Raw genomic sequence first — 13,078 nt, forward strand, 5'->3', positions numbered from 1 at the left:
CGTAATCCACTCGCGGGCAATGTGCATGATCTTGATCAAGTCAGGGTTTTTCACCCTTCAGGCGACGCTGGCCGATGTCCGCCAGACAGGTCGGCAGCTCGCCCAGATGATCGATCACCGAGTGCACGCCGAGGCTGAACAGATGCAGGGTGGCCTTGCCGCGCTTGAGCTCGCGCTCCTGCACGCTCAATGCCTGCCATTGCGCCGGGCTCATGCCGCAGAGCGAGCCGCAGGACGCCAGGCCGATGGTCCACAGGCCGGCATTGAGGCCCGATTGCAGCAGGCGCGGTTCGCCGCTGACCAGCACGCAGCCGTCCAGGCGGCTGACACTCAAGGTCATCAGCGCCTGCCAGCAGGCGTCGGGCGCGGGCCAGCGGGAGCCGGTGTTGGGGGAGGGGGTGACCCAGTTGGGTAGTGAACTCGCCAGGCTCTGGCTGAGCGTGGCGGGCAACTCGTCGAGCCAGGCGCAGGGTACGCCCTGGTGTTGCAGGCTGTGCAGGATGTCCAGGGCGCCATGGGTGGCGTGGGCCTGTTCCAGGACCGGGTGATCGGCGCTGTGCAGGCGCATCCGCGCGCCGAAATCCACCAGGCAGCCGCTGAGGCCAAAGAGCACGGCGGTCAAGGTGGGGGCGGATACAGGCAAGGCTTCGGCGTGAGGCATCGTGACGTCCCTGAAATACCTTGCAAGGGTATCGATGACAGATGACCGTTGGGTGACAGCCCTGTGAACAGCCCCTGCAAACGAGGGGCAAGAGGGCTAAGCACTGTGCCAGTGCTGCATAAATGGATATATCCGACTTATACTAGCCCGCTTACCGCCAGGGCATAGCGCCCGCGACAGTACAATCCAAGGAGTTTTTGCTATGCGCTGGAGCAATCGTTTCGCTCAGCTTATGTGTGCCGGCATGCTGCTGGTGCCTGTTTTGGCCCAGGCTGCGGAAGAGGATCCGTGGGAAAGCATCAACCGCCCGATCTTCACCTTCAACGACACCATCGACACCTATGCGTTGAAGCCTCTGGCACAAGGTTATCAGGCAGTAACGCCGCAATTTCTCGAAGACGGCATTCACAACTTCTTCCGTAACATCGGCGATGTCGGCAACCTGGCCAACGATATCCTGCAAGCCAAGCCCCATGCCGCTGCCGTTGACACCGCACGGCTGCTGATGAACACCACCATCGGCGTGGCGGGCTTCTTCGATGTGAGCACCAAGATGGGCTTGCAACGTAATGATGAAGACTTCGGCCAGACCCTGGGTTACTGGGGCGTCGGCAGCGGTCCTTACGTGATGCTGCCGCTCCTCGGCCCAAGCACCCTGCGCGACGCGCCGGCCAAGTATGTGGACAGCTTCACCGAACCCTACCGTTATGTGAACGACGTGCCGGTGCGTAACAGCGCGTTTGCCCTGGACATCGTCGACACCCGTGCCAGCCTGCTGTCGAGCGAGAAGCTGATCAGTGGCGACAAGTACACCTTCATTCGCAATGCCTACCTGCAGAACCGCGAATTCAAGGTCAAGGACGGCAAGGTCGAAGACGATTTTTAAGCCTTGATCCAGTCATGAAAAAGGCGGCCTCGAGGCCGCCTTTTTCATGGGTTTCAGCATCAGTTCATCTTCAGGATTGTAAGGCCAAGTTTCTGGCCATTGCCTTCCAGCTCGCTGACCCACACCACTTCTGTGTCCGCTTCCAGTCCCCTGAGGGCGGCGTGCTCGGAATCGATACGCACGCTGAGCCGGTCGCCGACCTTGAATGAGCGTGTGGCCTGAACCTGCATGCCAGTGCTGGAAAGGTCGATGCAGACGGCTGGAATCACCTGGCCCTGGTGGATCAGAGTGACCTCGGCATCCACCCGCATACGGATGTAATCGCGCTTTTCACTGTAGTCACGATCGTTTGGGCTCATAGGCTCCATCCTGCGTTTAAGTTGCGGATTTGTCCGTTCTTATAACTCCCGGTGATTTGAGGTGTAAAGACGTCCAGCGACCATCGGCATGAGCTTGAAACGCCCCGCGGATGGGAGTACCGTCTGCGCCTTAGAAGGGCACCTCTGAATGGTCGAGCGTGCAGGGCTACGGGCCCTGGCTCCGTTTCCAGAGTGGCTAGAAAGCGAATCCAGTAGTGTGTGCCAAGGCATTGTGCCCAGCCACCTACGCCAACCTAATTCTGGCGCCGTTTGCCCACATGCCAAAAACCAGTGCCACGCTGCTGATAATCGATGACGACGAAGTAGTGCGCGCGAGCCTCGCGGCCTATTTGGAAGACAGTGGCTTCAGCGTCCTGCAGGCCAGTAACGGCCAGCAGGGACTTCAGGTGTTCGAGCAGGAAAAGCCCGACTTGGTGATCTGCGATCTGCGCATGCCGCAGATGGGCGGCCTCGAACTTATCCGTCAGGTAACCGACATCGAACCGCAAACCCCGGTCATCGTGGTCTCCGGTGCCGGTGTGATGAACGACGCTGTCGAGGCCCTGCGCCTGGGCGCGGCGGATTACCTGATCAAGCCGCTGGAAGACCTCGCGGTGCTGGAGCACTCGGTGCGCCGGGCCCTGGACCGTGCGCGGCTGCTGCTGGAAAACCAGCGCTACCGGGAGAAGCTGGAAGCCGCCAACCGTGAGCTCGAAGCCAGCCTGAGCCTGCTGCAGGAAGATCAGAACGCCGGGCGTCAGGTGCAGATGAACATGCTGCCGGTGAGCCCCTGGACCATCGACCAGTTCAAATTCGCGCACCAGATCATTCCGTCGTTGTACCTGTCCGGCGATTTCGTCGACTACTTTCGCGTCGACGAGCGCCGCGTAGCCTTTTACCTGGCAGATGTTTCCGGACATGGCGCGTCATCGGCCTTTGTCACGGTGCTGCTCAAGTTCATGACCACGCGCTTGCTGTTCGAGTCCAAGCGCAATGGCACTTTGCCGGAATTCAAACCCTCGGAAGTCCTTGGCCATATCAACCGTGGCCTGATCAGCTGTAAGCTGGGCAAACACGTGACAATGGTCGGTGGCGTCATCGACGAGGAGACGGGCTTGTTGACCTATAGCATTGGCGGACACCTGCCATTGCCTGTGTTGTACACGCCAGACAGTGTGCGTTACCTGGAAGGGCGTGGTCTGCCGGTAGGCTTGTTCAATGAAGCCACCTACGAAGACCACATTCTGGAACTGCCCCCGACCTTCAGTTTGACGCTGATGTCTGATGGCATTCTGGACCTTTTGCCGGAACCCACACTCAAAGAAAAAGAGGCCGCCTTACCTGAACGGGTGAGAACGGCAGGCGGCAGCCTGGATGGTCTGCGGCAGGTTTTTGGATTGGCCACGCTAGGGGAGATGCCGGATGATATCGCCCTGTTGGTGTTGAGCAGGAATCTTTAATGAGTACCGGTAGAATCCAATTCGCCGAGCAGGACGGCACCTTCGTCCTGAAGTTTGTCGGTGAAGTGCGCCTGACCCTGTGTTCGGCGCTGGATGCGACTATTGAGCGGATCTTCACGGCGCTGAACTTCTCGGCGATCGTGATCGACCTGACCGAAACCCGCAGCATCGACAGCACCACCCTGGGCCTGCTGGCCAAGCTGTCGATCCTGTCGCGGCAGAAGGTCGGCCTGTTGCCGACCGTCGTCACCACCCACGAAGACATCACCCGGCTGCTGCAGTCCATGGGCTTCGATCAGGTGTTCAACATCGTTGACCGTCCGATCCCATGCCCGGAATGCCTGACCGACCTGCCATCCCAGGATCAGTCGGAAGAGGTGGTGCGGCTCAAGGTGCTGGAAGCGCACAAGATCCTCATGGGCTTGAACGACTCCAACCGCGAGGCGTTCCATGATCTGGTGAACGCCCTGGAGCGTCACTGATCCGATAAAAGCGTCAGCGCATAAAAAAGGGCGGACCCGCGAGGGTCCGCCCTTTTTGCGTTGGCGCTCGCTCGATCAGAGCTTGGCGGCCAGCAGCGCCTCGAGTTTTTCCTGGTCGCGGGCGAACTGACGGATGCCTTCGGCCAGTTTTTCGGTGGCCATGGCGTCTTCGTTGGAGGCCCAGCGGAACTGTGCTTCGTTCAGGCTCTGGCGGGCTTCGCCAGCGTGGCCTGGAGCCAGTTTGCGCTCCAGCTTGCCGGTATCGGCGGCCAGTTTCTCGATCAGGTCGGGGCTGATGGTCAGGCGGTCGCAGCCGGCCAGTTGCTCGATCTGGTTCAGGTTACGGAAGCTGGCGCCCATGACCACGGTCTTGTAGTCATTGGCCTTGTAGTAGTTGTAGATGCGGGTCACCGACTGCACGCCCGGATCGTCGGCGCCGGTGTAGTCGTTGCCGCTGGCCTTCTTGTACCAGTCGTAGATACGGCCCACGAACGGCGAGATCAGGAATACGCCGGCCTCGGCGCAGGCGATCGCTTGGGCGAAGGAGAACAGCAGGGTCAGGTTGGTCTGGATGCCTTCGCGTTCCAGCTGCTCGGCCGCGCGGATGCCTTCCCAGGTGGAGGCGATCTTGATCAGTACACGGTCACGGCCGATGCCGGCCTTGTCATACAGCTCGATCAGGCGATGGGCGCGCTTGAGCATGGCGTCGGTGTCGAACGACAGGCGCGCATCCACTTCGGTGGAAATGCGGCCCGGGATCACCTTCAGGATCTCTTTGCCCACCGCGACGCCAAAACGGTCGCTGGCCAGGCCGATATCGCCCTTGACGTCACTGACGCTGGCGTTCAGCAGCTCGGCGTAACCCGGAATGGCCGCGGCCTTGAGCAGCAGGGAAGGGTTGGTGGTGGCGTCTACCGGTTTGACCCGGGCGATAGCGTCGAAGTCGCCAGTATCGGCAACCACGGTGGTGAATTGCTTGAGTTGTTCCAGCTTGGAAGTCATGAGAGTGCTCTGTCCTGTGGGTCTGTTGACATTACCCGAGCGCTGACAGCCGCTCAAGGGCGCGAATGCGTAACCGGATGCCTAAACAAGCCCCAAGGGCAACAACCTGAAAAACAGCTGTTTGAATGCTGGGGCGTTATCCGTTTACTACGATGCCAAAACACTCGTCAGGTTCAACCCGCGCGACCGTTAACGGCCTTCGAGCAATTGCCCCGCCTGATCCAGCAGCGCCAACGGATCCTTGGCCTTGTGGATGTCCACCGAGAGCAGTTGGCGGAACTTGCGCGCCCCCGGAAAACCGGTGCCCAGCCCCAGTACATGGCGAGTGATGTGGTGCATGGCGCCACCCGTGGCCAGGTGCCTGGCGATATAAGGCCGCAACTGCGCCAGCGCCTCGGCCCGGGAAATCACCGGTGCCGTGCTGCCGAACAACTGTTGATCCACCTCCGCCAGCAGATACGGGTTGTGATAGGCCTCGCGGCCCAGCATCACCCCGTCGAAGGTCTGCAAGTGCTCATGGCAGGCTTCCAGGGTCTTGATGCCGCCATTGAGGATGATCTCCAGCTCGGGGAAATCCGCCTTCAGCCGTGCCGCCACGTCATAACGCAGGGGAGGAATGTCACGGTTCTCCTTCGGCGACAGCCCCTCAAGAATCGCGATCCGCGCATGCACGGTAAAACTGGTGCAGCCAGCCTCGCGCACCTGGCCGACGAAATCGCACAGTTCCTCATAACTGTCGCGGCCATTGATGCCGATCCGATGCTTGACCGTCACCGGAATGCTCACCGCATCGCGCATCGCCTTCACACAATCGGCCACCAAGCCCGGATGCCCCATCAGGCACGCGCCGATCATATTGTTCTGCACCCGATCGCTCGGACAGCCGACGTTGAGGTTCACCTCGTCGTAACCATGCTCCTGCGCCATCCGTGCACAAGCCGCCAGATCCGACGGCGTACTGCCACCCAACTGCAACGCCAAGGGATGCTCGGACTCGTCATGACGCAGAAAACGCTCGTGGTCGCCATTGAGCAGCGCACCGGTGGTGACCATCTCGGTGTAGAGCAGGGCGTGCTTGGAGAGCAGGCGCAGGAAGAAGCGGCAGTGGCGGTCGGTCCAGTCCATCATCGGAGCAACGCTAAACCGCCGGGACAGCGTAGAGATTGAATTTACTTGGCTAGTATGAGTGTTTGGTACCATTTCTCTCACGGTTATAGCGTTTTTTGTTTTCAGGTGTTAATCGATGTCGTTGGCACAACGTACCGAACCACTTTCGGAATTGTACCAGTCAACTATGGCAATGATCAGAGTACGAAAGCGCAACGATGGCTCGGTTAGATACCTGGCACAAATACGTCTATTTTCGCGAAGGTGCGCAAGTCTACCAAGAGAGCCAGGCCTTCGCCCGGAAACCGGCAGCACATTGAGGTGGCGATGTGAAGCAGAGCTTGGTCAGTTAGATGTGATCGAGCGAGCGAACTGAGCGGGTGTCATCATCAACCGCAATGACGGCGATTTACCAGACGGCCTGCCGCCATTGCACAGCCTTCACCGATCGACGGCTGGGGTTCGTTTGGAAATGTCCGGGCGAACAGCCTATTTGTCGGACGAATGATCAACGCTTAGGGCTTCAAAGTCTGCCTCGATGGCGCCGCATCCCCTCTTGACACTATTGGCTACTGTACCAATGGGAGTCTGTCACTGAGCAACAGCTTTTGCGCATTATACCTAGCGCTCGTCGTCAGAATGGTTTGGTGGGGGGCAGAATGCCTGCGTGGATTAGAATGGGTTCAAGAAGATCACATGCACGTTGGCCTGAGCAGCCGGGCGAGTCGGTTGCAGTTGTAGGCGTGGGCGAAAGCAGTGCCAAAGAAATCTCATCAACGAAGTAAAAAGAACGGTCGGAGTACAGACTACCCAGAAGTCCTGCCAAGGCTCTCGCTTTGTGCTCAAAGCGCAGCAGGTATAATAATTGTTTATATATACGGTTTTAATGCCTGCACTCATCCCTTGAGTGGGTGGCAAACCCTGCCTGGCCGACCGTCTCATTCTGCTCGTCCCCCCTTCTTAGTGAGTGTTTGCGTCGAAGTTTGCCGGCTGTGCTGAGCTCTATTTCATGCGGCTCAGGCCAGGTTGCGCCCGTAGAGGTCCTCAACGACATCAACGGCAACCTAGTGTCGTGCAGCCCCCCCCGGAAGAGTTCGTGACCCAGTTCAAATGGGCGCCCAGGTCGTGCTAGGAGAAGGTGACCCGCCCCTAAACCCTCACCGACCTCAGTAGTCACCTAGTGCTTCTACCAGCAGCACCATATCTTTGCCGACAAGGTGGCTGGGCAGAGGTTCGGTGTTGTCTCCGTCGGTCTAGCGATCAATATGCTGCGGATCGAAGAAATCTCTCGGCCACCTGGCTGGCGGCATCTGTCCGGCACCTACGTCAAAATCTGTCCTGGCTTGAATGCTACGACCGTACTCATACTTTCCATTGCATGGACCCGCCTTACTGGTAAGTCATCGACTATGGCGTAGCTTCCCGTTTGAGAGTTACGAGTGAATGCTCGGCTTCGTGCATCGTTGCAAAGCCAAGGTGGTGATCAGCATCAACGATCACCCGGACATTCGGAAATGTCTTTGAAGGCATTCACTTTGAAGCGCCACATATCTGTTATTGCAATACGAACCAGCGGTAGGGGAGATCGAGTGAGTGGAGAGTTGGTGAACATACTAGTTTTTCCGCAGCCCGCTATCACATGCATAGTCACTTGCCTACCCCTTGATGTCCTGCTTTTCAGGAGGTTCGTTCGTGCGCTATAGTGCCTATATTACAGGAGCTTAATAGATGGTTCAGCGATTTTTCCATAAAAATCTTTTTGTTAGAAATGTCATTATATTAATGACGGGTACAGGTATTGCTCAAGCTATTCCGATAGCAATAAGCCCTATTTTGTCGCGACTATATACGCCAGAAGATTTTGGTATATTTGCTTTGTATATGGCGGTTGCCTCAATTTTTGCTGTTCTAGTTACCGGTCGATATGAGTTGGCCATTATACTTCCTGAGGAGGATAGTGATGCTATCAACGTTGTTGCTTTATCTATCGTGCTAAGCTTAATTGTTAGTGGCGTCCTACTATTGTTTGTCTGTGTTTTTAATGAGCAGATCGTGACTTTATTAAAGAGTCCCAGTATTTCAGGTTGGCTTTACTTTATTCCGGTTTCTACGTTATTTATGGGGGTTTATCAGAGCCTGAATTGTTGGAATAATCGAAAAGGGTACTATAAGCGTATGGCGTTTAGCCGAATGGTACAAAGTGCCGGAGTCGCCTCGGGGCAACTCGGAGCGGGCTACTCCGGTATGGGTGGTGCCGGCATGGTTGCGGGCCAGCTTGGGGGATTGATTATCTCAACAGGCCTCTTGGGGAGGCTTGTCTATCGTGAAGATAAGGGTGAGCTTGAAAAAATTAGTCGAAGCCGAATCGCTGCCATAGGTAGAAAGTACTCGGTTTTTCCAAAGTATTTGATACTTGGTCAACTGGCTAATGTGGCTTCAGGGCAGATGCCTTTGCTCTTGTTAAGTATGTTTTTTGGTCCTGCTATAGCAGGCTTTTACTCATTAACGGAAAAAACTCTTTCGGCTCCAATATCACTTGTTGGTGGTGCGGTTGGAGATGTTTTTAGAAGCGAAGCAGCGCTTGCTTATAAAGAAAATGGTAATTGTCGCGAGCTTTTTCTAAAAACGCTTTCCAAACTGGCTCTCTTTGCCACTGTTCCAGTTCTCCCCGTACTATTTTTTGGCCCTTGGTTATTTTCTTTTGTTTTTGGAGAGCAGTGGAGGACGTCGGGAGAAATTGCATCTATAGTTTCCATAATGGTTTTTTTTCAAGCATTATCTTCCCCGCTTAGTCAAACGGTTTTGCTGGCTGGTATGCAATCCATTGATCTTGCTTGGCAAGTGTTGAGGCTTTTTCTTTCGATAGGATCTTTTTTTCTCGGTTATATTGTTTTTAATGATTATAAATTGGCCATTATTTTTCATGTCTTTTCGTTCTCGCTGCTATATGTAGCGCACTCTGTTTTACAATATAAAGCTGCTAAAGGTCTCGGTAAAAGCATATGACAAAAATTTCAGAAAAAGAACTCGTTGAAGAATTTTCGAGGATGGGTGTTTGTTCTGGTGATACCATTCTTCTGAGAGCCAGCTTAGGTGCTGTCGGGCGAATCACGGGGGGGGCGGATGTATTTATAGACGCGCTCTTAAATGCTGTAGGTCCCGAAGGTACTATTGTTTCACTGGCTTTTACAGATGGGGTCTTTATTAGGAAGCCCAAAGTTGAAGATGCTTTTGATCTGCAAAAGAAGAGTTATGCTGGTGCGCTACCCAATGCAATGATAAAGCGTGCTGATGCTTTTCGGAGTCGTCATCCAATGTGTTCCTATGTTGCAATTGGTAAGCTTGCAGAGTATATAACTAATGGTCATGATGAGAAATCACCCGCATACGAGCCGATTAGAAAAATAATTGATGCTCATGGAAAGTGCATGCTGGTCGGATGTGTTGGTAGTAGCCCAGGATTTACAACGACGCACTTGGCAGAGGCTGATCTTGGACTTTTATCACTTGCTGTTTTTCCAAGGCTTGTATCAACCTATTATAAGGATGCGAGTAATGAAGTGAAATTGTTCAGGCGTCCAGATTCTGGGCTCTGTTCAAATTCATTTTATAAGTTTTATTCGCTATATGTCAAAAATCAAATTCTCACGACCGGATTCATTGGTAATGCATATTCAATTATTGCGCCAGCGAAAGAGTGTTATGAAATCGATTATGCTGCGCTTAAGCAAGATCGCAAAATGAATGTTTGTGGGTCGAGTGATTGTTATACTTGTAATGTTGGTCGTTGGGATCGGATTTATAGAGCTCCAGGCTATTTTTTTAAACTTATTGCCCGAAAACTACGGGCGAAATTATTTTAATTTCTTATGGGTATTGGTTTTTAGTCAAGGTGCAGGCCACCATGTTCGAGTGACGGTGACAGAGCATTGAGTGTCTCCAACTGGTCAGGAGCACCGTGCTGAAACTCAGCTTAAGCATCATTCTTTTAAGGTCCTTGGTTAAAATCTCCCATAGCTATAGTCAGAGTGACGAAGCGATATGGGTAGAAGTGTTCGCGCAGTTTGAGAAAAAGGGTATCGGCCAATGTCATGGTCCAATTGGTATTGGAACAGACAGTTGTGGTCGTATGAGTCAATCAGGTGTGCGAAGAGCATGGCCAGTGTCTACATGAGCTTTTATTGTCAGCTGTTGTTGTGCTTAGCCTGCTTTGCAACGGGCGTCACTTATGGCAGCAAACACCGAGGGTCTTCGCTCGTCCGCCACGATGGCACGGATTATTCGCATACCGGTTACCCCGGTGATGTCCGTCACGACATGGTGCAGTTGCAGATTCATATGCGTCAGCGCTTTTTGCATGTGCTGGATATGTGCTGCGGCATAGTCGAGATGACGCTCCCGCAGCCTCAGATAGCTGCGCAAGGCCGAGATATCTCGATCGGGGTGAAAGCTGGCTCGAAGCAATCCGCAGGCATGGGGTCGTTGTGTCCACTGTGCGTCATTCACGTCGGTTTGCGGCCTGGTACTGCGCGGGCTTCTTGGGCATTGGCCAGCACGACCTGAAGGCCATGTCCTTCCAATATTTCGTAACCCGGAATCCAGTAAACGCCTGCAGCTCCTTCTGCTCCGGGGTGATCGCCTTGGTACCTGCCACAGCCTGGCCTTGACGCTCTTTACGTACCTGATCGATCCAGCGGCGCAGGGTTGTAGGCCCACATCCATCGATGCGCAGGCATTGGGAACCGAGCAATTGTTGTCAAGCACCATGCTGGTAGCACGCAGCTTGAACTTGCGGGTGTAGGTCTTACGTTCTTGCATGGAACCTCCTGAATGGGCTAATCATATCGCCCTAAAGAGGTGTCCGGGATCATTAGGCCAGTTCAGAGCCGAATCTCATTTGCATTTGAATCATCGCAGCCTATCCGCCAACTCCCACGCCCGCTGCACCGCTTCCTGCCGCGCTTTCTGATCCACCTCATACCCCAGGATGGTCTTTTCCACGATCAGTGCGTGCGCCTGAGTGACGCCGACAAACTTCAGCCAGGCCTCGACGTAGGGCTTCTGGAAGTCGAAGCGTTCCGCCGGTGTGTCGGATTGCGCTGAGAAGTCGAGGCCGCGGGCGTAGGCGACGACCGCGGTTTTGTTGTGCAGCAGGCCGCGCAGGCCGTGTTCGGCGGTGAAGCTGAAGAGGATGTCTTTCTGGGTGACCAGGTCGATGAAGTGCTTGAGCTTGTAGGGGATGCTGTAGTTCCACAGGGGCACGGAAAGTACCAGCAGGTCGGCGTTGTGCAGATGGGCGGCGAGGGTTTCGAGGGTGTTCCAGGCGTCTTGCTGGTCGGGGGACAGGGCTATGCCTTGCAGGCCGGCGTATTTGGCGTCCATGGCGTGTTGGTCGAACTCCGGCAGCTCCAGGCTCCACAGGTCCAGGGTGCTGACTTCGGTGTGGGGATGGTGGGTCTGGTAGCGGTCGATAAAACCGCGGGCGATTTGTTGCGAGGCGGAGCGCTCTTTGCGGGGGGAGCATTGGATATGCAGCAGGCGGGTCATGAGGGCATCTCGGAGGAGGAATGCCGGGCATTGCAACATAGCGCTTAACGGAATATAAATCGTAAATAAATGGCTTATTAATCACGTATCTCTATATGTTTGATGTTCTGTTGCTCAAGACCTTTGTGACGGTGGTGGACGAGGAAGGCTTCAGCCGTGCCGCCGAACGGCTGCACCTGACGCAGTCGGCGGTCAGCGGCCATCTGCGGCGCCTGGAAGAGCAGGTTGGCAAGCCGCTGCTGACCCGTACCACGCGCTCCCAGCATCTGACCGCCGATGGCGAGCGCCTGATGGCCTATGCCCGCGCCATCCTCGCCTTGAACCGCGATGCCTGGGCCGAGCTGACGCGTTCGCCGTTTCACGGCCGGGTGCGGATCGGCATGTCCGAGGACTTTGTCGAGCCCCGCCTGCTACGCCTTTTGCAGGAGTTCGCGGCGCAGTACCCGGGCATGGAAATCGATATCCAGGTGAATATTCCCGGCACGCTGCTGGAGCGCATGCAGCAGGGCGCTCTTGATTTGGTCATCGGCTCGCTGTGTGAAACCCGTGAGCTGGGCCTGCTGTTGTGGCAGGAGCCACTGGTATGGGCCAGCTCCGCGTACCTAGTCGGCCGCTTGCCGACACCCTTGCCGCTGGCGCTGTTTCCCGAGCCATGCCCTTATCGGGCGGTGGCTCTGCAGCGTCTGGCGCAAGCGGGAATCGCCCAGCGCACGGCAATGCTTTGCCCCAGCAACGCAGCGTTGCGCACGGCGGCCCTGTCCGGGTTCGCGGTGGCGCCGATAGCCACCAGTCAGTTGGGGCAGGGGCTTGCGGTGTTAGGGGCTGAGCATGGGTTGCCGGCACTGCCTGATGCGGAGTTTCGGCTGTTCACGGCCAGGGACGCCGATCAGGGCATAGTGGCTGCGTTGTCCCAGGTGATAGTGGCCTATTGTGCGGCGCGGCGGGTCTAGCTGCCGGCTTCAGCGGGGCGACTGCCCGAGGGGCAGTCGCTTGGGCGGGGGTCAGAGATCCAGGCCTTCCTGGATCACCGACAGCAGGGTGTCTTCATTGAGTTCGAGCGGGTCCGGCCTGGTTTTACCCGAGCCGGGAACCGTCTGGATCAGCCAGTGTCCCTCACCATGCTCGCTGCCGTTGCGCAGCATGTAGCGTTCCGGGCCTTTGCCGTGGATTTCGACATGCCCGGCGCCACCCGTGGTGAAGCGGGCGATGGGGTCGAGGAGGATACTTTTATGGTTGCCCTCGATCAGCAGTTGATCAATGGCGTAATTGAAGGTGGCGCCAGAGGGATGGCTCTCGAATACGCGAGTGGGGACGCGCCGGATATTCAGGCCGACCTCTGACAAGGGTGTCAGCCAAGTCTCGACCTGGTGGTACATCTCATAGACCTGTGCAGGCCACAGCTCGATAGCCTTGTCTGCCGAGATATCTTCCTTGGCCCAGCTGTCCTGTTTTTGTTTCAGCCTTGCGGCGAGTTCATCGAACTTACTCATTCCGACTTCCTATCGTGATGTGAGGGTAAGTGTAGTCTCGGAAGGTACTTTACCTTGGCGGACGGTGACCAGCGATTCACGACC

The 13,078-nt window shown here is 55.9% G+C and carries 12 protein-coding genes and 2 pseudogenes; 7 read left to right on the forward strand and 7 right to left on the reverse strand.

What is annotated here, in order from left to right:
- Window positions 1–40 precede the first annotated feature (40 nt).
- Window positions 41–661: an HAD family phosphatase gene (locus tag ACTJKT_RS08820; RefSeq protein WP_440786808.1), complete on the reverse strand. Its 621-nt coding sequence runs from the start codon at window positions 659–661 to the stop codon at window positions 41–43.
- Between the two features lie 202 nt (window positions 662–863).
- Here ACTJKT_RS08820 and ACTJKT_RS08825 point away from each other — a divergent pair, with 202 nt between their 5' ends.
- Complete coding sequence (locus ACTJKT_RS08825; protein WP_440786809.1) at window positions 864–1,547, forward strand: MlaA family lipoprotein; 684 nt, start codon at window positions 864–866, stop codon at window positions 1,545–1,547.
- 59 nt (window positions 1,548–1,606) lie between these two features.
- Here ACTJKT_RS08825 and ACTJKT_RS08830 read toward each other — a convergent pair whose 3' ends face one another.
- Window positions 1,607–1,906 carry a PilZ domain-containing protein gene (locus ACTJKT_RS08830; RefSeq protein ID WP_440786810.1) on the reverse strand — a complete coding sequence of 100 codons (300 nt, stop codon included), beginning with the start codon at window positions 1,904–1,906 and terminating at the stop codon, window positions 1,607–1,609.
- A gap of 278 nt (window positions 1,907–2,184) precedes the next feature.
- On the opposite strand from ACTJKT_RS08830, the gene rssB reads away from it, so the two are divergent.
- Window positions 2,185–3,366: a two-component system response regulator RssB gene (gene rssB / locus ACTJKT_RS08835; RefSeq protein WP_440786811.1), complete on the forward strand. Its 1,182-nt coding sequence runs from the start codon at window positions 2,185–2,187 to the stop codon at window positions 3,364–3,366.
- Window positions 3,366–3,848, forward strand: coding sequence for an anti-sigma factor antagonist RssC (rssC, locus tag ACTJKT_RS08840; protein ID WP_025804200.1), 483 nt, complete (start codon window positions 3,366–3,368; stop codon window positions 3,846–3,848). Before rssB ends, rssC begins: the two co-directional genes overlap by 1 nt.
- 75 nt (window positions 3,849–3,923) lie before the next feature.
- Here the strand turns inward: rssC and tal are convergent, their stop codons facing one another.
- Window positions 3,924–4,850 (reverse strand): transaldolase, encoded by a 927-nt coding sequence (gene tal, locus ACTJKT_RS08845; RefSeq protein WP_025804199.1) that lies wholly within the window; start codon window positions 4,848–4,850, stop codon window positions 3,924–3,926.
- A gap of 189 nt (window positions 4,851–5,039) precedes the next feature.
- Window positions 5,040–6,050: a tRNA dihydrouridine(20/20a) synthase DusA gene (gene dusA, locus ACTJKT_RS08850; RefSeq protein WP_440786812.1), complete on the reverse strand. Its 1,011-nt coding sequence runs from the start codon at window positions 6,048–6,050 to the stop codon at window positions 5,040–5,042.
- A gap of 814 nt (window positions 6,051–6,864) precedes the next feature.
- Between dusA and ACTJKT_RS08855 the strand changes: the two are divergent.
- From ACTJKT_RS08855 to ACTJKT_RS08865, 3 genes and pseudogenes are all read left to right on the forward strand, one after another.
- A pseudogene (locus ACTJKT_RS08855) lies at window positions 6,865–7,533 on the forward strand (DNA adenine methylase); the annotation flags it as partial.
- Window positions 7,534–7,685: 152 nt separating this feature from the next.
- On the forward strand, window positions 7,686–8,963 hold the full coding sequence (locus ACTJKT_RS08860; protein WP_440786813.1) for a lipopolysaccharide biosynthesis protein: 1,278 nt from the start codon (window positions 7,686–7,688) through the stop codon (window positions 8,961–8,963).
- A complete protein-coding gene (locus ACTJKT_RS08865; RefSeq protein ID WP_440786814.1) occupies window positions 8,960–9,820 on the forward strand; it encodes an AAC(3) family N-acetyltransferase in 861 nt (286 codons plus the stop codon). Before ACTJKT_RS08860 ends, ACTJKT_RS08865 begins: the two co-directional genes overlap by 4 nt.
- Before the next feature lie 340 nt (window positions 9,821–10,160).
- Here ACTJKT_RS08865 and ACTJKT_RS08870 read toward each other — a convergent pair.
- A pseudogene (locus ACTJKT_RS08870) lies at window positions 10,161–10,573 on the reverse strand (IS110 family transposase); the annotation flags it as partial.
- Window positions 10,574–10,865: 292 nt separating this feature from the next.
- Window positions 10,866–11,504, reverse strand: a complete 639-nt coding sequence (locus ACTJKT_RS08875) for an FMN-dependent NADH-azoreductase (protein WP_440786815.1) — start codon at window positions 11,502–11,504, stop codon at window positions 10,866–10,868.
- Window positions 11,505–11,599: 95 nt separating this feature from the next.
- On the opposite strand from ACTJKT_RS08875, the gene ACTJKT_RS08880 reads away from it, so the two are divergent.
- Entirely contained in the window at window positions 11,600–12,454 is an 855-nt protein-coding gene (locus tag ACTJKT_RS08880; protein ID WP_440786816.1) for a LysR substrate-binding domain-containing protein, read from the forward strand.
- Window positions 12,455–12,505: 51 nt separating this feature from the next.
- Here the strand turns inward: ACTJKT_RS08880 and ACTJKT_RS08885 are convergent, their stop codons facing one another.
- Window positions 12,506–12,994 carry a hypothetical protein gene (locus tag ACTJKT_RS08885; RefSeq protein WP_440786817.1) on the reverse strand — a complete coding sequence of 163 codons (489 nt, stop codon included), beginning with the start codon at window positions 12,992–12,994 and terminating at the stop codon, window positions 12,506–12,508.
- Window positions 12,995–13,078: the final 84 nt, after the last annotated feature.

Source organism: Pseudomonas sp. 22526, from assembly GCF_052044735.1.
Classification (GTDB): Bacteria; Pseudomonadota; Gammaproteobacteria; order Pseudomonadales; family Pseudomonadaceae; genus Aquipseudomonas; species Aquipseudomonas piscium.